Source organism: Kribbella kalugense, assembly GCF_004365875.1.
GTDB lineage: Bacteria > Actinomycetota > Actinomycetes > Propionibacteriales > Kribbellaceae > Kribbella > Kribbella kalugense.
The window spans coordinates 788235-807945 of record NZ_SODF01000003.1 but is presented as its reverse complement, the minus strand read 5'-3'; the positions used below and the strand labels follow the sequence as shown (position 1 = coordinate 807945).

Here is a 19711-nt window from a genome sequence, read left to right as displayed (position 1 = left end):
CCAGTACTTGGCCGCTACTGCTTCTAGAGTCAGGGTATGACGACGAACGAGCAGACGGTGACCGGTGAGCGGGCTGACATCCTCGAGTTCCTGGCCAAGCACCGGTACTTCCTGCGGCACACCGCGCAGGGCCTGACGGACGAGCAGGCGAGCACCCGCAGTACCGCCAGCGAGTTGACGGTCGGTGGCCTGATCAAGCACGTGTCGACGGTCGAGCAGCACTGGGCCGAGTTCGCCCAGGGCAAGGGGGAACAGACGGCGACGGAGTACACGCCGGAGGTGATCGCCGAGTGGCAGAACCAGTTCCGCCTCACCGACGGCGAGACGCTGGCCGGCGTACTCGTGGAGTACGAGAAGGTGGCCGCCGCCACCGACGACTTGGTCCGCACGCTGGACCTCGACACCAGCTACGAACTCCCGTCCGCTCCGTGGCAACCGCCGGGCGTCTTCTGGTCGGTCCGCCGCGTCTTCCTCCACATCACCGCCGAGACCGCGCAGCACGCCGGCCACGCCGACATCATCCGGGAATCCATCGACGGCCAGAAAACTATGGGCTGACCGCCGTTAGCGGCTTATGAGAAAGGTGGATCCGCGGTCCTGACGTAGGCAGGATGAGGTGGTGATCGGTGGGTTCGTGGTCTCGGGCGCGCTCATCGGCGCCGCCGGGTGTGCGGTGTGGGAGGTCGCGGTCCTCGCGCGCCGCTGGGTCCGTGACAACCGGCGGCTCCGGAAGCTCGCGAAGTACCTCGGCGAGACGCGAAGGACGCTGCGCGATGTCGCACTACGGGTGTGGACGGGCGACGATCCTTCGCTTCGAAGCTTGGCGAACACGATGCTGGACGTCGCAGCCGAGCTCGAGACGGCCGTGGATCGGTGCCAGGTCCGCAGGTGGCGTCCGCGCCGGGAGCACACGCAGCAGCTGAGCAATCTGCTCGCGGCGTCGCAAGTACTGCGGCGTACGGCGCACCACCCTCGGCTGGCCGGGACCGCGGATGCCGCGTCCCTCAACGTGATCGCGGACAGCTTCCGGCGGACGGTTGCCTTGGGCAAGGTCGTCGAGCCGCGCTTCACCGCTCCGATCGTTCCGCCGCCCAGTCTGCCTCGCGCTGTGGCTCCGGATCCTGCCGTCATTGCCCGAGCGATCACCGCAGGGCTGGCTGCTCCCTACAAGTCCGCCGGTCGTGACACGGCACGTCCGGCCGCCAGGGGCTACGTGGGCAAGCACCGCGAGAACAACACCAAGAGCCTATGAGTTCCCCGGGAATTGCCTGGGGACCTGGAAGCGGTGCACCTCCTGCGGCCAACCGCAGGCCACCGCGATCTTTCCCGCCCACAGGCGCGCCGCCTCTTCGTCGGCCACATCGACGACGGCGAACCCGCCGAGGTGCTCCTTCGACTCGACGTACGGCCCGTCGGTGAACAACGGCGTACCGCTGGACGCGTCAACACTGAACACGGGGGCATCGGTGTCGAGCCCGCCGGTGAAGATGAGCACCCCGGCAGCCCGCATCTCGGCCAGCAACGGCCTGAGCGCCCTGGACTTCCCGAGCAACTCCTCATCCGTATGCTCCGGCACCCACTCATCATTAAAGAGAATGACGTACTCGGTCATGCTTCCTCCTCCACCACAGTGACCCCCACGGCCACCTCTACCCTCACCACGAACAAGAGCAGCCCGATCCGACACCTGGCGCGGATTTACGGTACGCCGGTGTGGCACTGGGCTGGCGTTAGCGAACCGGGGTTGGGTAGGCGGCGTCCACAGAAGAGGGATGGGTCGTCAGCCGCGGACGGAGTACCGAATGAACAGAACGGTCAGCCGGTACCTGTACCTCGTCAGGCATGCCGAGGCTCTGCCGGACGAGAGTGGGCTGACCGAGCGAGGTCGTCGTCAGGCGGTCCTGCTCGGCCGGCGACTGCAGGATGTCCCTCTGTCCGCCGTTCATCACGGTCCGCTCCCACGGGCAGCCCAAACCGCGCGCCTGGTCAGGGAGCAGTTGACGAAGGACGTCCCGCTGGACGTTTCGGAGGCGGCCGGTGACTACGTCCCGTACGCGCCGGAGAAGCACGAGTTACCGGTGGAGTCCGCTGACTACCTGCTCAGATTCCTCCAGCAGGCTTCACCCGAGGAACTCGAGCGCGGACCTGAGTTGGCCCGCCTGGCCGTGGAGCGCTTTACCCGGCCGGTGGACGACGAAGTGCACGAGCTCGTGGTGACCCACAACTTCTTGATCGGCTGGCTCGTCCGAGACGCGATGGATGCGCCGAAGTGGCGGTGGCTCAGCCTTTCCCACTGCAATGCCGCGCTAACCGTCATCCGCTACACACCCGGCCGCCCCTCGACGGTCCTGCTGTACAACGACATGCAACATCTACCCGCTGACCTACGCTGGACCGGCTTCCCCGCAGAGCAACACATCTGAGCACCTCAGCGACGCCGGGGAAAATGGCAGGCGCTGTGGGTGTGGGGCTGTCAGGATGCTGGCATGGTTGTTCGGGCGTTGAGTTTTGGGGCGGTAGCGGAGGCGTACGAGCGGTTTCGGCCGGGGTATCCGGTGGAGCTTTTTGAGCTGGTGACGGGGTACGCCGGTGAGCCGATCCGGACTGCTCTCGAGATCGGTGCCGGGACGGGGAAGGCGACGCGGCTGTTCGCGCAGGGCGGGATCGCGGTTACGGCGACCGAGCCTGACGCGGCGATGCTCGCGGAGCTGCGCAAGCACCTGCCGGCAGACGTCACCACCATGCAGGCGGCATTCGAGGACCTGCCGCTCGATACGTCGTACGACCTGGTGTACTCGGCCGCCGCGCTCCACTGGACCAACCCCGAAGGCCGGTGGGACCGCATGGCCGCGCTGGTCCGGCCGGGTGGTGTGTTCGCCTCGTTCGGCGTACCTATCCAGCTGGCCGACCCGGCCGTCCAGGAGGCCGCGCGCGTGGCACGTGAGCCGTACATGGGGTACGACGGCGTCCCGTCACCCGACGGCACGCCCGCGGATCGACCGATGCAGTGGCCCGGCACCGAGCTCGAGCAGACCGAGTCGTTCACCGACGTCCGGCAAGCGACCATCGAACAGCGTCTGACGATGACCGCCCACGACTTCATCGGATATCTCTCGACCGTCTCGGCGTACGTCATGCTCCCGCCCACAGACCGAGACCACGTCTTCCGCCGAACCCTCGAAGCCCTCCCCGAAACCGTAGAAATCGACGCCCAAATCACCACCCACCTCGCCCGCCGCAACCACTGACAACACGCCGGACGCTAGTGGCTGTAGGTGGTTAGGAAGCGGTCTCGGAAGGTGTCCATTGGCCAGGTTGGGGCGGCGGGGGCTGGGCGTAGGCCGGTCTGCCAGCCCCAGGTCGCTAGCAGGTTCGTTACGGCTGGGTCGGCGGCGATGATGCTTACCGGTACGTCGTGGCTCGCACCGTTGCCTGAGACGATGCTGGCCGGTTGATGGTCGCCGAGGACGATGAGGACCAGGTTGCGGTCGTGGAGTTGCTGTACGAACGAGGTCAGGGCGTCGAGCGAGTAGGCGATGGACTGTGCGTACGCGGCCTTCACCCGGTCCGGCTGCCGCCATACGTCTTCCGGCGAGTCGCCCTCGGCCGGCATCGGGTCGAAGACCGAGCCGTCACCCACTCGGCTCCAGTCGACCAGCCGGGGGAGCGGTGCCCAGGGGGTGTGGCTGGAAACCAGGTCGACCTCGGCCATGACGGGAGCGCGGTTCGGCTTCTCCAGCTCGAGCCGCTGGAGCGCGGCCAGGGTGTACTGGTCAGGCATCGAGGCATAGCTGAACGACGGCCCGGCGTACCCCACGTTCCTGCGGTCGTAGACCATGTCGTAGTGGTAGTACGTCGTCGCCACCGACCAGTCCTTGTCGTTGGACGGTACGTCGGCCACTGTCCGCCAGCCGGCGCGACCGAACGCGTCGGTGAGAGTGAGCCGGTCGAGGGTGACGAGGTAGTCGTACCGCTGCTGGCTGTTCACCCACAGCCCGGACTGCAGGGTGGAGTGCGCCAGCCAGCTGATGCCGCCGTACGTCGGCGAGGTGAGGAAGCCGCTGCGCGAGGAGAAGCCTGCCTGCTGCAGCCGCTGGTCCCCGGCCTCCAGCGCCGACCCGACCACAGGAGAGTCGAGCGCCGTACGTCCGTAGCTCTCCACGAAGACCAGGAGCACGTCCTTGCCCTTCAGGCCGGTCAGCAGGTCGTTGCCCGGGGTGTCGCGGAAGGGATCCTGCTTGAGCGCCTGGACGAACCCCCGCTGGTCGCGGAGGTCGTCACCGACCTGCGTGGCGAGCCGAGCCGCGGAGGTCGAGGCGAGCGGTCGTACGGGCTCCGGCCAGGCGCCGGTCAGCGCGGGCACGATCGAGATTGCGGCCAGGACGGCGACGATCCGGATCGTCGGCCGCCGGTGACTCGCCACGAGCCGGGTCACCCGCACCGCCGACAACGGCAGCACGGTGAGCAGGGCCAGGCAGAGGACTCCGACTCCGATGAAGACTGCGAGGGCGCCGACGCGGCCGATCGAGTCGCCGAGCAGTCCAAGGCCGGAGCCGACGTACGCCGCGTCGTACACGGGATGGAAGGCGCGGTCGAAGGCGAAGTAGAAGCCTCTGTCGAGCAGCCGCAGAATCAGCAGCACCCCGGCAAGGAAACCGCCGATCAGCGCGAGGATCCGCGCGAGTCTCGACGGCAGCACGCAGACGAGGACGACGAACACCAGGCCCTCGAGCGGGATCCGGAGGAAGGTGGTCGGCGACAGGTTGCCGGTGTGGTCCGGTACGACGAGCGCGGCCCAAACCAGCAGCACTGCCAGCGCCGACATCACGGTGGCGCGAGTGCCGCGCGGACTTCCGGCCTGGCGCCACAGCCCCCAGATCTGACGGCCGAACGACTCGGCCAGCAGTCCCAGTGCGATCAGCACCACGACCGTGGTCACGGCATCGGGCAGGAAGCCGGCCACTGCGACGGTCAGGGCGATGCCCTGGATCGCGGCGACCACCTTGGCCCAGTAGCGAGGCGGGAGCGAACCGCGCAGCCACGGCAACGCCCAGCCGGCGACCACGAACAGATAGCGGGCCAAACCGATCGCAAGCACCCACCAGCCCGTCGTACGGGCGACGTACACGCTCAGGACCATGATCAGGAACGCGTCGACTTCCATGTCGAACCGCGCGCCGAACGCCGAAACGGTGCCGGTACGCCGGGCGACCTTGCCGTCCACTCCGTCGAGGACCAGCCCGATCGTCGCGAGCGTCACGAGGATCGCCACCGGCGCCGGGCCGCCGAACGAGTCCGCCGTGAGCGCCGCGACCCCGCAGGCGAGGACCGCGCGAGCCAGGGTCACTCTGTCCGCAGGCCCGAGCCCGTCACGACGGTGATGGGCCATCGCGCGGGCGACGAGCGCGGCAAGACCGGCTCCGCAGGCGACGCCGGTCACCCAGCCGGCGACGTCGAGGTCGGTGACCGCTGCGAGTACGCCGAGCAGCACGAGCAAACCAGCGAAGCCGGCGAGCGGGCCGATCGGGATGCGGCTGCGCACTCGACCCTGAACCAGACGCACAGTGCCTCCGTAGCTACGGGTACGACAGTCATACGAGAACAGCGTCGCACCGGTTCATCCGTGCGAGCGAAGGAGGCTGCGGTGCATTTCCTGGTCCCGGACGGGATCGACGACCCGCAGCGACCCAGCGGTGGCAACGTCTACGACCGTCGGATCTGTGATGGGCTCATGGCACTCGGCTGGTCAGTACACGAGCACGCCGTGGCCGGCCAGTGGCCCCAGCCGGACGCGGCGGCCATGGGAGCGGTGCTGGCCCGAGTCCCGGACGGTGAACTGGTGTTGGTCGATGGCCTGCTGGCGTCCGTGGTCCCCGAGGTGCTGAAGCTGGAGGCCGACCGCCTGCGGATCGTCGTACTCCTGCACATGCCGCGGGACGAGGCGCGCGAGGTCGCCACGCTGTCGGCGGCATCCGCGATCGTGGCCACGAGCAACTGGACCCGGCGGTGGCTGCTCGACCACTACCCGCTGCCCAACGATCGCGTGTACGTCGTACCGCCGGGTGTCGACGTGGCCGACCTGGCATCGGGTTCGCCGTCCGGAGGACGGTTGCTCTGTGTCGGAGCGGTCACCCCGACCAAGGGCACCGACGTCCTGCTTGAGGCGCTGGCCGCGGTTGACGATCCGGCGTGGCGATGCGATTTCGTCGGTTCGTTGAACCTCGATGTGGAGTTCGTCGACGGACTGCAGCGGCAGGCCAAGGACCGGGGCCTGGTCGACCGGGTGTGCTTCACCGGGCCGCTCACAGGCGCCGAACTCGAGCGCGCCTACGCAGAGGCGGACGTCTTGGTGCTGGCCTCCCAGTTCGAGACCTACGGCATGGTCGTCACCGAGGCGCTCGCTCGCGGGCTGCCGGTCGTCGCCACGAACGTCGGTGGCGTGCCGGAGGCGCTTGGCCGCGCCCCCGACGGCAGCCGACCGGGCCTGCTGGTCGCGCCGGGCGACCCACAGGCTCTCGCGCAGGCGCTGCGTCGGTGGCTGCGTGACCCGAAAGAGCGCACACGGCTGCGCGTGGCGGCCAGATCCCGGCGCCTGACTCTGACCGACTGGTCACAGACCTCACGCGAACTGTCGGCTGTGCTGTCGGAAGTCGCCGGATGAACCAGCAGCAGGTGACAGTCGTGTTACTGGTACGACGTCCTACTACGAGATCGGAACCGCCATCAGCCGAAGCGTCTGGACCTGGGCCCGCGTGGCGGGCGGCGCCGCGATCCTCGCCGTTCTCGTTTGGCGGGTAGGCACGGGCCCGTTGGTGGACGGGCTCCGGCTGACGACCGGTTGGCCGATCGCGGCCGCGCTCGCGATCACCTCGCTGACCACGTTGTGCTGTGCATGGCGGTGGAGGCTCATCGCCGGCGGGCTCGGCGTCGAGCTACCGCTGAGGACGGCGGTGGCGGCGTACTACCGATCCCAGTTCCTCAACGCCACGCTGCCCGGCGGAGTGGTGGGCGACGTACACCGCGCCGTACGCCACGGGCGTGAGGTCGGCGACCTGGGCCGTAGCCTGCGGGCCGTCGCGTGGGAGCGGGCGTCGGGATTCGCGGTACAGCTCGTGCTGACGGTGGGCGTGCTGTTCTTGGCCGGCTCCTTCGTTCCCTCGATCGCCGTGACGGTGGTGGTCGTCGCAGGCGTGGTGCTGATCGCCGTACTCCTCTTTCTGAACGGACGTCGCCTCTCCTCGCGGATCGGACGCGCCTTCACCAGCGACCTCCGCAATGCGGTCCTCGCGCCGCGGGTCTGGCCGCGCGTCCTGCTCGCCTCCACCGTCGCCGTACTCGGCCACGTCGCCGTGTTCCTGATCGCAGTACGAGCGACCGGAGCGGATGTATCGCCGGCTCGGCTGCTGCCTGTCGCACTGGTCGTGCTGACGGCCTCGGCGGTGCCGACGAACATCGCAGGCTGGGGCCCACGCGAGGGCGCAGCCGCCTGGGCCTTCAGCGCGGTCGGCCTGGGCGCGGCACTAGGCGTCACCGTCGCGGTCGTCTACGGCATGCTCGCCCTGGTCGCAACCCTCCCCGGAGCCATCGTCCTGCTAGTCGCACGTCACCGCACCGCGCCCGCCCCAATACGCCCGATGCCCCTGAACTCAGAGAGTCCAGAGGCATCGCGGTAAATCCGTCAGACGTCGGCCGGGAACTTCGCGCCGGTGTTGCTGTGGCAGCGGTACCCGTTGGGGTTCTTGTAGAGGTACTGCTGGTGGTAGCCCTCGGCGTAGTAGAAGGTGGTGGCGGGGGCGATTTCGGTGGTGATGTCGCCGTAGCCGAGGGGCTTGATGACGGGGGCGTAGAGGTCGCGGGTGCGTTCGGCCTCGGCGCGCTGGGCGTCGGTCGTGTAATAGACGGCCGAGCGGTACTGCGACCCGAGGTCGTTGCCCTGGCGCATGCCCTGTGTCGGGTCGTGGGTCTCCCAGAAGACCTTCAGCAGGTCGGTGAAGGTGGTCTTGGTCGGGTCGTACACGACTCGGACGGCCTCGGTCTGGCCGGTCTGGCCGGTGCAAACCTCTTCGTACGTCGGGTTCGGGGTGTAACCGCCCGCGTAGCCGACGGCGGTGGTGTACACGCCGGGCTGCTGCCAGAAGATCTCCTCGGTTCCCCAGAAGCATCCGGTGCCGAACCAGACCTCCTCGAACCCCTCGGGCGCGGCGGCGGTCTGCGGCGTGTGCAGGACGATGTTCTCGTCCGGTACGGCGAAGCCCGGGGTGGCGCGGCCGGGCAGAGCGGCCTGGGCCTCGACCATGGCGGTGTTGCGGGTGAAGAACGACATTCTCACGCCTCTCGCAGAGTGACTTTCATAGTCTCTCAACGCCGGATGTAAGGCGAACCTTCCCCGCACCCCTTACGGCACGATGACGCTCCGGACGGCCACGCCATCACAATCGCGCGATCCCGCCGGAGCCCCGCCTACGTACGTTCGCCGACCGCGATTGTGATGGCCTGGGAGTCCGCCGTCACGCGATCATCGCGCCGGTTCGGCGGGTCGGAGTACCCGGATCGCCGTACGACTCGGCGAGCCGCCGGACGCCTTCGCGGAGGGCGTCCGTGTCGAGGGTGAACGGGAGGCGGATGAAGGACTCGAGGCCGCCGTCGGGGGAGAAGCGGGAGCCGGCGACCAGGAGTACGCCGTTGCGCTGGGCGACGCCGACCAGACTCGATCCGACCGGTTCGGGCAGCTCGCACCACAGCGAGAGTCCGCCGGACGGGAGCCGGAATCGCCACGAGGGGAGCTCCAGCGAGACCGCATCGGCCAGGGCGTCGCGGCGGCGGGCGAGTTCGGCCCGACGCTCCGGCAGCAACGTCGAACGCTGCCTGAGCAGCCCGGCGACGACCAGTTGCTCCAGTACCGGCGTACCGAGGTCCATCGACGCCCGCGCGTCCAGCACCCGCGCGACCAGCGCCTCCGGCACGCGCATCCACCCGACCCGCAGCCCGCCCCAGAACGACTTGCTCACCGACCCGACCGTGATCACGCCGTCGGGGTCGTACGACGCGAACGGCGGCGGCATCTCCTGCCCGTCCAGTGACAGCTCGAACAGTGTCTCGTCCACGATCGCGGTCGTCCGGCTCCGCGCGAAGGCCAGCGCCAACCGCTGCCGATCCGCGGCAGACATCAACCAGCCGGTCGGATTCTGGAAGTCGACCACCATCCACGCTGCCCGCGGCGCCGTCTGCCGAATGGTTGCCTCCAGCAATGGCAGGTCCCAGCCACCCGGCGACATCGGTACGGCGACGACCCGGCAACCGCTCCGCCGGATCGCATCCACCGAGTTCGGATGCGTCGGGCTCTCCGTGAGGACCCGATCGCCGATCTGCGTGATCGCCCGCACCGCGATCGAGGTCGCGGCCAACGCACCCGCGGTCACGATGATCTGGTCCGGCGACGTCGGCAGCCCGCGCTCCTCGTACGCCGCAGCGATCTCCTCCCGCAGCACCGGCAACCCCTGCGGGTGGTACCCCGGCGTCGTCAGGTGCACCGGCAACTCGGCAGCCGCCGACGCCACCGCCGTACTGATCCCCGGTATGGCGGACGGCGCCGCGCAGGTGAAGTCGTACAGCCCCTCGGCGTCGATCCCCGGCGCGTGGTGCCGCCCGAGCTCCGGCATGACCTTCGACGGCAGTGCCGTGACACTGCCCGAACCACGCCGGCTCATCAGATACCCGCTGTCCCGCAGCTCCCGGTACGCCGACGCCACCGTCGTACGACTGACTCCCAGTGCGTCCGTCAGCTCCCGCTCGCTCGGCAGCCGCGACCCGGGCATGATCCGGCCGTCCGCGATCAGCAGCCGCAGCCGCTCGGCCAGGACGCGGTACGCCGGACCGGTCCCGTCGGCCCACTCGCCGAGCAGGCCGGACAACGTGCTGGCCGGAAGATAGCGTTCACGCATGCAGTCCACTATCGCCTAATTGGCTATCGAATACCAGGCCACTTGACTCGGATACTAGAGAACGTGACCGCCACTTCCGCCGCGCCGCCGCGTCAGCTCGCCGCCATCAGCCCTCTTCAGCAGCTGAAAGCAGGCCACCTGCCGCGCCGCCTCGTGCAGCTGTACGTCGGCCTGACCCTGTACGGCGCGTCGATGGGCCTGATGATTCAGGGCAATCTCGGCCTGGACCCGTGGGACGTGTTCCACTCCGGCATCACCAAGCACGTCCCGCTCAGCTTCGGCACGATCGTGATCGCGGTCAGTTTCGTCGTACTGCTCGCTTGGATCCCGCTGCGTCAGTGGCCCGGCCTCGGCACCATCAGCAACGCCATCGTGATCGGGCTGGTCACCGACCTGACGCTGGCCACGGTCGACCGGCCGGACGCGCTCTGGCTCCGGATCGTCTTCATGCTCGCGGGCGTGGTCGTCAACGCACTGGCCGGCGCGCTCTACATCGGCGCGCAGTTCGGCCCCGGTCCCCGCGACGGCCTGATGACCGGCCTGGTACGCCGTACCGGCCTGAGCGTCCGCCTGGTCCGTACGTCGATCGAACTCGCGGTCCTCGCCACCGGATTCCTTATGGGCGGCTCGATCGGCGTCGGCACCGTCGTCTACGCCTTGTCGATCGGTCCGCTGGTCCACATCCTGCTGCCGATCTTCACGGTGCGCCTGAAGTCCTGAGGTTCGGCCGGGTACGACGAACGCCGCCGGGTGAGCGGCGGCGTTCGGGGTGGTGATCAGTTCGACCGGCTGGTGATCAGGTGCGGGGGCCGGTCTGCTGCGTGTTCTTGCTCGCGGCTGAGCCGGCGCGCTGTGCTCCGGTGGTGTCTTCTCTCGAGGACTGGGCGGTCTTCGTGGCTTGCGCTGCGGTCGACGGGCGTGGCTTGATCTCGTTGAGGCCGGCGCGGATGGCCGGGTCGGTCGCCGCCGACACCTTCGCGGCATCGTTCTCGGGGCCCGTTTTCTGGGCTTCCGGCGCGTCCTGGCGCTCGGCGATCCTGCTCCATACCTCACCCAGAGGCAGCTCCTCAGCCGCCCGCCCGTCACCCTCGACCTGCTGGCCGCTCGCCGGCCCGCCTTGGACCGCCTGCTGGGCACCGCTCGGAGCAACCTGCGGCTGAGCGCCGTCAGCACCGTCACCGAGCTGCTGGGCGTCACCCTCGACTTCCGGCTGAGCGGCGACGACTGGCGGCTCACCGCCCTCGACCTGCTGGGCGTCGTCCCCGCCGCCGAGCTGTTGACCGTCGTCCCCGCCGCCGAGCTGCGGACCGTCGCCCTCGGCTGCTTGCTGGTTGGCCGGGGCCGGGACTTGCTGTGGGTCGCCTTCGGCCGACAGCTGAGCGGTTTCCGCGGTCGGGGCCGGTTCGCCGGTAACGGCCGGTTCGCCGGGCTGAGCCGCTTCGCCGGTCTGAGCCGGTTCGCCGGTCTGGATGATCGCGTGCTGGCCGACGTTGAACCTGGCGTCCGGGTCTTGCTGAACCTGCGCCTGCGGCTGACCCACCTGCTGGTTGACCTGCTGGTTGAACTGCTGGTTCATCTGCGCCATCCGACCCTGCATCGCGGACAGGTTGGCGACCTCTTGCTCGAGCTGCGCCATCCGCTCCTGCACCAGCTGCTGCATCTGGACCTGCAGCTGCTGCATCTCTGCCATCAGCGCGATCTGCCGCTGCTCGCCCATCTGCAGCTGATCCATCAGCGACGGCGCCTGCTGTGCCCCTTGCTGAGGCACCTGCTGACCCGGCCCCTGGACTTGTTGACCCGGCCCCTGCTGCGCCTGTTGCTGCTGAGCGTTCATCGCCTGCGGCCCGAAGACCTGATCCAACCGGCCCTCGACCAAGGCCGCGATATTCGCCGGGTTCAGCTTTCCGCCCGCGCGCGGGTCCAGGGCATACTTAACACCCGGGTCCGCGTTCTTCGCCTGTTTCGCCGCCATCACCATGCCGGCCTTGACGATCTTGGCTCCGTTCCGCTGGTGGTGCCAGCGGGAGATCCCTCTGACTGCGCGACGGATCGGGTTGATGGTCCGGCCCTGCGGGGCTCGGTTCGCCTGCATCCGATCGGTCAGGACCTGGCCCAGTCGCTGCGACTGGGCGATGTACGCACCGCCGCGAGCCTCCGCATTGACGGCCGCCTGCGCCGTCTGCTGCAGGTCGGCCGGGGTCACCTTGGCGCGGCTGATGCCCTCCAGGGTGGCCTTGTTCAGGTTCCCGGCGTTGTGCTTGGCCAGCGTGAACCCGGCCTTCATGGTGTTCGTGCCGCGGGACCTGCTGCGCCAGCGGGAGAACCGGCCGCCGCGACCTTCGGAAGAGGTTTCGCTCATGGGGTCTCCTAGTCGATGTACACGGCGTAGTTGACCCCGACCGCGGTCGTCAGCGGGTCCTTGGTGGGCTTGGTGCTGTACAGATGGATCTGGGCGCCCGGGCGCAGCCAGACGGCCAGGTGCCGGCGGCCGATACCTGCGCCGGGCTCCCACTCGTCGGCGAACGTCGGGCTGCCCTCGTCACCGAGGTAGTCCGGCCGACCCCAGTGCCTGGTCGCGAGCGAGAGGTGGTCCGGCCAGTGCTCGTCCAGCCCGGCCTCGGCGGCGGCGACGTCGTCCGGACCGATCTCGTACGCCGACCAGCCGCTGTCCGGGCAGTCCGGGAACGCGAGCCCGTCGAACACGATCATGGTCGTCCCGCGCCGGGTGATGAAACCCCACGAGACCATCTCCGCGCCGATCAGCTCGCCGGCCCGTAGCGGCCACGGCTGCCAGGACGTCTGACGCATCACCCGGTGCACCAGGGCGCGTACGACCTCCGGACCGGCCTCGTCGCCGTCCGGGCCTGCAATCACGCCCCAGTCCGGGATCTCGGCGAGGTCCGCCATCGCCAGGTCGTCCTGGTGAAGCGGCCTTTCCTGCGTCTTCATCCGGCGCCGTCGTCCTTCCTGCTCGCCTGCTTGTCCCCGGCGGTAACCACTGACCGCAACCGTAGGCGGCGAAGTGGGTCATTCGCCAGCCGGTTCGACGCGCCTGTGGACAACTTGGATCCATCGGATCGTCTCAGCTGTGGACGGCCTGCACGGCCGGATCAGACCAGGCCGTACGCTGGTCCGGTGAACACGGAACACCACTACGGCTTCGAGACGCTCGCCATCCACGCCGGAAACGAGCCCGACCCGACCACCGGTTCGGTGGTCCCGCCGATCTATGCCACGAGCACCTATAAGCAGGACGGCGTCGGCGGGCTGCGCAACGGGTACGAGTACTCCCGTTCGGCGAACCCGACCCGGACCGCCTTGGAGGAGTGCCTGGCCGCGATCGAGGCGGGCAACCGCGGGTTCGCGTTCGCCAGCGGCCTCGCGGCCGAGGACACCCTGATCCGCTCGCTGTGCGTGCCGGGTGACCACGTGGTGTTCCCCGACGACGCGTACGGCGGCACCTTCCGGCTGTTCTCCAAGGTGCTCGGCACCTGGGGCGTCGACATGACGCCGGCCGCCGTCACCCACCCGGAGGCGATCCGGGCCGCGATCCGCCCGGGCAAGACCAAGGTCGTCTGGCTGGAGACCCCGACCAACCCGCTGCTGAACGTCGCGGATATCGCCATCATCGCCCAGCTCGCGCACGACGCCGGCGCCCTGCTGGTGGTCGACAACACGTTCGCCTCGCCGTACCTGCAGCAGCCGCTGGAGCTCGGCGCGGACGTGGTCGTGCACTCAACCACGAAGTACATGGGTGGGCACTCGGACGTGGTCGGTGGCGCGCTCATCGTCCGCGACGCCGAGCTGGCCGAGACGATCGCCTTCCACCAGAACGCGATCGGCGCGGTCGCCGGCCCGTTCGACGCCTGGCTGGTACTGCGCGGCATCAAGACGCTCGGCGTCCGGATGGACCGGCACAGCGACAACGCCGAGAAGGTCGTCGAGTTCCTCCAGCGGCACAAGTCCGTCAACCAGGTGCTGTACCCGGGCCTCGACGGGCACCCCGGTCACGAGACCGCCGCCAAGCAGATGAAGCGGTACGGCGGGATTGTCAGCTTCCGCGTCACCGGCGGCGAGCAGCACGCCGTGGACATCTGCAACAAGGCCGAGGTCTTCACCCTCGGCGAGTCCCTCGGCGGCGTCGAGTCCCTGATCGAGCACCCCGGCAAGATGACCCACGCCTCGGTCGCCGGCACCCCGCTCGAGGTCCCCGCCGACCTCATCCGGCTCAGCGTCGGCATCGAGACCGCGGACGACCTCCTCGAAGACCTGGACCACGCACTGTCCTGAGCGGGGAGTGCTTGTGAGCCTGGTGGTCGCCGTTGACTTCGGGTCGACGTTCACGAAGGCAGTGGCGGTTGATATCGGCTCGGGTGACCTGGTTGCCCGGGCCGAGCACCGTACGACGATCGACACCGACGTGATGGATGGGTGGCATGCCTGTCGCGTCGTACTCGAAGACGCCGATCGTGGTGTGAAGAACGCTGAGGTGTTGGCCTGTTCGAGTGCGGGCGGCGGGCTGCGGATCGGTGTCGTGGGCAACGAAGAGCTCGTGACCGCGGAGGCCGGGAAGCGGGTCGCGTTGTCCAGCGGCGGACGGGTGGTTGCCGTCGTCAACGGTGGGCTGACGGCAACCAGTCAGAAGGAGCTCCGCAAGGATCGCCCTGATGTCGTCCTCCTGCTCGGCGGGACGGACGGCGGCAACTCCGCGGTTCTCCTGAAGGCCGCCATCACACTGGCGAAGTACCAGTGGCGGAAACCGGTCGTTGTCGCGGGCAACATCGACGCGCAGGCCGAGATCACAGCCACCTTGACCGACGCCGGCGTACCGCATGTGCTGGCGGACAACGTCGTCCCCGAGATCGGCGTGTTCGCCCCGGACAGTGCCCGGGCCGCGATCCGCGAGATGTTCCTGTCCCACGTGATCGGCGGCAAGAACCTGTCCCGCGACCCGTCGTTCGCCAGCATGGTCCGCGCCGCGACGCCGGACGTCGTACTGCGGGGTGTCGAGGTGCTGGCCGGGTTGCACGGGGACGTGGCGGTCGTGGACATCGGTGGCGCGACCACCGACGTCCACTCGGTGATCGAACTCGACCCAGAGGACGCGAACCTCGGCCGCGAGGTCGTCGCCACCCACCCGGTCACCCGCACCGTCGAAGGCGATCTCGGCATGCGCTGGAGCGCCGTACCGGTCGTCGCCGCGGGCATCGAGGCGGGCTTGGTCGGGGACGGGGACGGGTTGCGTGCGGCAGCGGTCCGCCGGCGCGACGATCCGGCGTACCTGCCCGACAGCGACAGGGAGAAGGCGTACGACGAGACGTTGGCGAGTGTGGCGGCGACGGTTGCGCTCAGACGGCATGCTGGCCGGCAGCGGATCGTGTTCGGACCTGGCGGCCGGGTGATCGAGCGATCGGGCAAGGACCTGCGCGAGGTCGACCTGCTGGTCGGGTCCGGGGGAGTGCTGCGGCACAACCCGCCGGAGGTCGCCGCCCGGATCCTCGGCTCGATCGGCACGAACGCGCAGGAGGAGGGCTGGCTCGTCCCGCAGCGCGCGGAAGTGTGCGTGGACGCGGACTACGTGCTGGCCGCCGTCGGTCTGCTGGCCGACGACGAGCCGAAGACGGCCGAGGGGTTGGCCGCTCACATTCATGGAACCGGGATCTCCGGGCACTAGTCTCAGCAGCAAGCCTAGTGTCCCGTAAGCGATGTGGCTTGACGCTATCGGCGCCCAGGCACGCACCTCGCGGCACTTGCCCAGCGCCCACGATGCTCCGCATCGAGGCCACTGACCAAGCACCGCGATGCACGCACCTGAACACCGCTATCGTTCAAGCCACATCGCTTACGGGACACTAGCTGCGGAGGTGTGATGAGCGAGGCGGGGCGGGACGGCACTGAGGTCTCTCAATCGGAGGGGGACAACGCCGAGAGTCCGGTGGCGGACAACCAGGTGCTCGAGGAGACCTCGGGATCGGACCAGGACTCGGGATCGGCGCCGGTCGACGACGCCGGCGTGACCAAGGGGATGTACATCGCCAGCTCGTGGGCCTGGCGGTTCCTGGTGGTCGTGGGCGCTGTGGTCGTGATCGGCTTCGCGATGCAGTACCTGTCCGAAGTCGTCATACCGGTGACTGTCGGCATCTTGCTCACTGCCTTGCTCGTGCCGATCACCAACGGCCTGCAGAAGCTTCGCCTGCCACGTGGTGCCGCGGCCGGCATCACCGTGTTCGCCACCGTTGTGGTGGTGGCAGGCCTACTCACGCTGGTCGGCACCCAGATCGCCGGTCAGTTCGACAGCCTGTCGACCCAGGTCGGCGAAGGTGTGCAGAAGCTGCGCGAGCTGGGCCGGATCAACTTCGGCCTCACCGACCAGGATGTCACCAACGCCATCAACACCCTGCGCAAGCAGATCACCTCCGGCGGGGCGCTCGGTCAGCAGGCGGCAGCAGTCGGTACGACGGCGACGCACGTCGTCGCGGGCCTGTTCATCTCGTTGTTCTGCTTGTTCTTCTTCCTCTACCAGGGCGAGCAGATCTGGGCGTGGCTGGTTCGCTTGTTCCCCCGCCGGGCGCGGGGCAAGGCAGACTCGTCCGGGCGGAGGGCCTGGGTCTCGCTGACCGCGTTCGTCCGCGCGACGATCATGGTCGCCGCCGTGGATGCGATCGGTATCTCTCTGGGCGCCGCGATCCTCGGCCTGCCGCTGGTCAGCGCGATCGGCATCCTGGTCTTCGTCGGCGCGTTCATCCCGGTCGTCGGCGCCCTGGTCAGCGGCGTGGTCGCCGTCCTCGTCGCGTTGGTTGCCAAGGGCCCCATTGTCGCGATCGTCATGCTCGCGGTCGTGATCGGCGTACAGCAACTGGAGGCCCACGTCCTGCAGCCGTTCCTCCTCGGCCGCGCGGTCAGCGTGCACCCGCTGGCCGTCATCCTCTCCATCGCCACCGGCGTGGTCATCGCCGGCATCGTCGGCGCCCTGGTAGCCGTCCCCACCGCCGCCGTACTCAATGCCGTCGTCAACCACCTGGCCGGCAACGACCCAGACCCCGAACCCCCACGCCCCCTCCCCAGACGCCGCCCCCGCCCAGTCCCAACGGAGGACTGAGAAGCGGGGACCGGAGACAAGAAACGGCGCCCTGAGACCTGAGCTACCAGGTCCCAGGACGCCGCAAGGTGTCTCACCACACCACGGCGAGGGTCAGCGCTGGACGCCGCCGTTGACGCCCTTCTTGTTGTCGGGCTGCTGGGCGCGCTCGCCCTGCTGTGCGCCCTGCTGGGTGCCCTGTTGCGGACCGGTGGTGGCCGCCGATGCCTGAACAGCCTGGGCGGCCGGCGCCTGCGCGTTGCCGAACCCGGCGTTGTTGCTCTTGTCGATCTGCGCCTGAAGCTGGGTGATCAGGGCCTGGGTGGCGGCCAGCCGGTCTTCCGGCGTCTGTGCCGTGACGACGGCCACCGCGCGGTCCGAAAGATCGAGCCGGTCCTGGGCCGACACGCTCGGTGTGGCCGGGTTCGCGCGGCCTTCGTTGAAGGCCCGCCGACCGGCCTCGGCTGCCGCGGTGCCCCGGCTCCAGGTGTCGGAGACCCAGCGGCCGGCCCTGGAATTCGCGATGCCGCGCCCAGTTGCCGCGGCTCCGGCCGCGATGCCGCGCCCGGTTGCGGCGGTGCCTGCTGCAATGCCACGCCCGGTTGCAGCGGTGCCGGCTGCGATTCCACGGCCGGTTGCCGTGAGCGCCCTGCCGCCGGCGTCCAGCGATGCGTTGACCGCGCGACCGCCGGCGTCCCTAGCATTGTTGTACGTCTGGCCAGGGTTCATCACGGCGGTCTGGGTGGCACGGGCCGCGGTCCCGACGGCGCCCGCGCCGGTCCGGGTCACGTCGCCGACGGCCATGGCGGCGAGTCGGACACGGATGCTGGGCTGGGATTCCCATGCCTGCGTGGCCGTCCTCATCGTCGCGTTGAACATCTTCTTCAGCCGCGGCTGATGATTGAGCATCTTGTCGAAGTTGGCCCGCTGCTGAGGGTTCATCTCGTTCCTCAGCCGGTCCAGGTTCGGCGTGGCGGATGGCTCTGCCATATCTGAACTCCTAGTTGATGTAAACCGCGTAGTTGACACAGACGGCCTCGGTCAGCGGCTCCGCTGTCGGCCTGTCGCTGAAGAGACGGAGCTCCGCGCCAGGCCGCACCCACACGGCCAGGTGGCGCTTGTCGGCTGCTGCTCCGGGGGCCCAGGCGTCTTCGAAGTCCGGGTCGTTGTGGTCGCCCACGTAGGTGGGCTCACCGAAGTGCTTGCGGGTGAGCTCCAGGTGCTCCGGCCAGTGCGCGTCCAGGCCGGCCTCGGCCTCGGCAAGGTCGTCCGGACCGATCTCGAACGCCGACCAGCCGGAGTTGCGGGCATCGGCGAACGCCATCGCGTCGTACACGACGATCGTGCTGCCGCGCGGCGTGGTGAAGCCCCAGCCGGCACTGTGCGGGCCGACGTCGTCGGGCGTCCTGAGCGGCCAAGGCGTCCAGTCGGTCACAGCGGTGACCCGCTCGACGATGCCCTTGATGGTGGCCAGACCGGTGTTGTCCGAGTCCGGACCGGCGATCGGTGTCCAGTCGGTGATCGCGGCGAGGTCCGCCAGCGCCACGTCATCCTCCTGGAGCGGCCTGTCCTGCGTCTTCATTCGGGGCTCGTTCCTTCCATCGCTGCTCAAGCCGTCGCCGGTCAGCGTAGATTGCCGTCAGGGTCATCAACAACGGCCGTTCGGCCGCCTGTGGATAAGTTGCTCGGAGACCGAATTGGTCTCCGCCGGCGGCACGTTCTCCGTGCGTGCCGGCGTACTGCGTGGACCTGTCTACCGACCACCCGGTCCCCGGTCGGTGCCGCGCTGGGTCGGCGTTGCGCCTCCGGTTTGTCGTCGCGCACCGGCGTCGCCGGCTGCGCGAGGTTCGCCCGGCGGCAGCAGTCCGGCCCGGAGGCTCGGGTCCAGCTGCGGCGACTGGGTCGCAGCCGGTCCACCGGCTGCTGCGAGGCGGTCGTGCCGGAGCGCAGTGAGCGATGCGTCCGACACGGTGCTGCTAACGGCTCCGGTGGGCGCCGGGGTTCCTGCGTTGGCGAACATCGAGTCCCGTTGCTGTTCGCGGGCGGCGTGTTGTGGTGTCCTCATGTCCCCTCCTCGTTGAGGTAGACCGTGTAGTTGATTCCTACCGAGACGGAGAGCGGCTTCCGGGTCGGCTTGTTGCTGTACAGGTGGATCTCCGCACCGGGCGGTGTCCACACAGCCAGATGGCGTCGATCGACTCCGGCACCGGGGGCCCAGTCGTCGACGAATCCGGTCTTGCTCTCTACTCCGACGTACGCCGGCTGTCCCCAGTGCCGGCAGGCCAGGTCAAATTTTTCCGGCCAGTGCTCGTCGAGTCCGGCGGCCGCGGCCTCGATGTCCACCGGCTCGATCGCGAACGCGACCCAGCCGCTGAACGGGCTGTGCGGCAGCACCTGGTCGTCGTACACCGCGAGCTCGGTGTTGCGCCGGGTCAGGAAGCCCCAGCCGTCCAGCTGCTCGTCGATCACCGTTCGGCGGTTGATCGGCCACGGCTTCCAGTTGGTCGCCGACTTGACCCGGCGGATCAGCCGGCGAACCGGCACCGGACCGGTGCTGCCCGTCTGCGGGCCACCGAGGCGTCGCCAGTCGCGGACCTCGGCGAGGTCCGCCATCGCGTGGTCGTCGTCGTCCAACGGCCGATCAAGAGTCTTCATCCGTGAAAGCTGTCCTGTCCTCGCGGTAGTCACACTC

General features: G+C 69.0%; 20 protein-coding genes. 10 read left to right on the top strand and 10 right to left on the bottom strand.

Features of this window, described 5'->3' with window-relative positions; translation table 11 throughout:
- The first annotated feature begins 36 nt into the window (after positions 1-36).
- Positions 37-558, top strand: a complete 522-nt coding sequence (locus tag EV650_RS35220) for a DinB family protein (RefSeq protein ID WP_134123470.1) — start codon at positions 37-39, stop codon at positions 556-558.
- Between the two features lie 58 nt (positions 559-616).
- On the top strand, positions 617-1252 hold the full coding sequence (locus EV650_RS35215) for a hypothetical protein (protein ID WP_134123469.1): 636 nt from the start codon (positions 617-619) through the stop codon (positions 1250-1252).
- On the opposite strand, the gene EV650_RS35210 is transcribed toward EV650_RS35215, so the two are convergent.
- The gene (locus tag EV650_RS35210) at positions 1247-1612 is read right to left on the bottom strand and encodes a YciI family protein (protein ID WP_134123468.1); all 366 of its coding nucleotides are present in this window, start codon (positions 1610-1612) and stop codon (positions 1247-1249) included. The genes EV650_RS35215 and EV650_RS35210 overlap by 6 nt on opposite strands.
- A gap of 190 nt (positions 1613-1802) precedes the next feature.
- Between EV650_RS35210 and EV650_RS35205 the strand changes: the two genes are divergently transcribed.
- Both EV650_RS35205 and EV650_RS35200 read left to right on the top strand, forming a co-directional pair.
- Positions 1803-2423, top strand: a complete 621-nt coding sequence (locus EV650_RS35205) for a histidine phosphatase family protein (RefSeq protein ID WP_134123467.1) — start codon at positions 1803-1805, stop codon at positions 2421-2423.
- 63 nt (positions 2424-2486) lie between these two features.
- Complete coding sequence (locus EV650_RS35200; protein ID WP_134123466.1) at positions 2487-3248, top strand: class I SAM-dependent methyltransferase; 762 nt, start codon at positions 2487-2489, stop codon at positions 3246-3248.
- 14 nt (positions 3249-3262) lie between these two features.
- On the opposite strand, the gene EV650_RS35195 is transcribed toward EV650_RS35200, so the two are convergent.
- Positions 3263-5563, bottom strand: coding sequence for a CDP-alcohol phosphatidyltransferase family protein (locus tag EV650_RS35195; RefSeq protein WP_202875199.1), 2301 nt, complete (start codon positions 5561-5563; stop codon positions 3263-3265).
- An 81-nt stretch (positions 5564-5644) separates the two neighbouring features.
- Here EV650_RS35195 and EV650_RS35190 point away from each other — a divergent pair, with 81 nt between their 5' ends.
- Together EV650_RS35190 and EV650_RS35185 are read left to right on the top strand one after the other, a co-directional pair.
- Positions 5645-6661 (top strand): glycosyltransferase family 4 protein, encoded by a 1017-nt coding sequence (locus EV650_RS35190; protein ID WP_238174679.1) that lies wholly within the window; start codon positions 5645-5647, stop codon positions 6659-6661.
- A 91-nt stretch (positions 6662-6752) separates the two neighbouring features.
- Positions 6753-7673: a lysylphosphatidylglycerol synthase transmembrane domain-containing protein gene (locus tag EV650_RS35185; protein ID WP_202875198.1), complete on the top strand. Its 921-nt coding sequence runs from the start codon at positions 6753-6755 to the stop codon at positions 7671-7673.
- A gap of 5 nt (positions 7674-7678) precedes the next feature.
- On the opposite strand, the gene msrA is transcribed toward EV650_RS35185, so the two are convergent.
- Together msrA and yczR are read right to left on the bottom strand one after the other, a co-directional pair.
- Positions 7679-8323: a peptide-methionine (S)-S-oxide reductase MsrA gene (msrA, locus tag EV650_RS35180; RefSeq protein WP_134123464.1), complete on the bottom strand. Its 645-nt coding sequence runs from the start codon at positions 8321-8323 to the stop codon at positions 7679-7681.
- 184 nt (positions 8324-8507) lie between these two features.
- Positions 8508-9941: a MocR-like transcription factor YczR gene (yczR, locus tag EV650_RS35175; RefSeq protein WP_134123463.1), complete on the bottom strand. Its 1434-nt coding sequence runs from the start codon at positions 9939-9941 to the stop codon at positions 8508-8510.
- A 63-nt stretch (positions 9942-10004) separates the two neighbouring features.
- Between yczR and yczE the strand changes: the two genes are divergently transcribed.
- Entirely contained in the window at positions 10005-10661 is a 657-nt protein-coding gene (gene yczE, locus EV650_RS35170) for a membrane protein YczE (RefSeq protein ID WP_134123462.1), read from the top strand.
- A gap of 76 nt (positions 10662-10737) precedes the next feature.
- Here the strand turns inward: yczE and EV650_RS35165 are convergent, their stop codons facing one another.
- Together EV650_RS35165 and EV650_RS35160 are read right to left on the bottom strand one after the other, a co-directional pair.
- Positions 10738-12300, bottom strand: coding sequence for a hypothetical protein (locus EV650_RS35165; protein WP_134123461.1), 1563 nt, complete (start codon positions 12298-12300; stop codon positions 10738-10740).
- Between the two features lie 8 nt (positions 12301-12308).
- Entirely contained in the window at positions 12309-12890 is a 582-nt protein-coding gene (locus tag EV650_RS35160; protein ID WP_134123460.1) for a hypothetical protein, read from the bottom strand.
- Positions 12891-13076: 186 nt separating this feature from the next.
- On the opposite strand from EV650_RS35160, the gene EV650_RS35155 reads away from it, so the two are divergent.
- From EV650_RS35155 to EV650_RS35145, 3 genes are all read left to right on the top strand, one after another.
- Positions 13077-14231: a cystathionine gamma-synthase gene (locus EV650_RS35155; protein ID WP_134123459.1), complete on the top strand. Its 1155-nt coding sequence runs from the start codon at positions 13077-13079 to the stop codon at positions 14229-14231.
- 13 nt (positions 14232-14244) lie between these two features.
- Positions 14245-15615: a glutamate mutase L gene (locus tag EV650_RS35150; RefSeq protein WP_134123458.1), complete on the top strand. Its 1371-nt coding sequence runs from the start codon at positions 14245-14247 to the stop codon at positions 15613-15615.
- A gap of 195 nt (positions 15616-15810) precedes the next feature.
- Positions 15811-17040, top strand: a complete 1230-nt coding sequence (locus EV650_RS35145; RefSeq protein WP_238174678.1) for an AI-2E family transporter — start codon at positions 15811-15813, stop codon at positions 17038-17040.
- Positions 17041-17133: 93 nt separating this feature from the next.
- Here the strand turns inward: EV650_RS35145 and EV650_RS35140 are convergent, their stop codons facing one another.
- From EV650_RS35140 to EV650_RS35125, 4 genes are all read right to left on the bottom strand, one after another.
- Complete coding sequence (locus tag EV650_RS35140) at positions 17134-18009, bottom strand: hypothetical protein (RefSeq protein ID WP_134123457.1); 876 nt, start codon at positions 18007-18009, stop codon at positions 17134-17136.
- Between the two features lie 10 nt (positions 18010-18019).
- Positions 18020-18601, bottom strand: coding sequence for a hypothetical protein (locus EV650_RS35135; protein WP_134123456.1), 582 nt, complete (start codon positions 18599-18601; stop codon positions 18020-18022).
- A gap of 171 nt (positions 18602-18772) precedes the next feature.
- Entirely contained in the window at positions 18773-19084 is a 312-nt protein-coding gene (locus EV650_RS35130) for a hypothetical protein (protein ID WP_134123455.1), read from the bottom strand.
- Positions 19081-19674 (bottom strand): hypothetical protein, encoded by a 594-nt coding sequence (locus EV650_RS35125; protein WP_134123454.1) that lies wholly within the window; start codon positions 19672-19674, stop codon positions 19081-19083. Before EV650_RS35125 ends, EV650_RS35130 begins: the two co-directional genes overlap by 4 nt.
- Positions 19675-19711 lie beyond the last annotated feature (37 nt).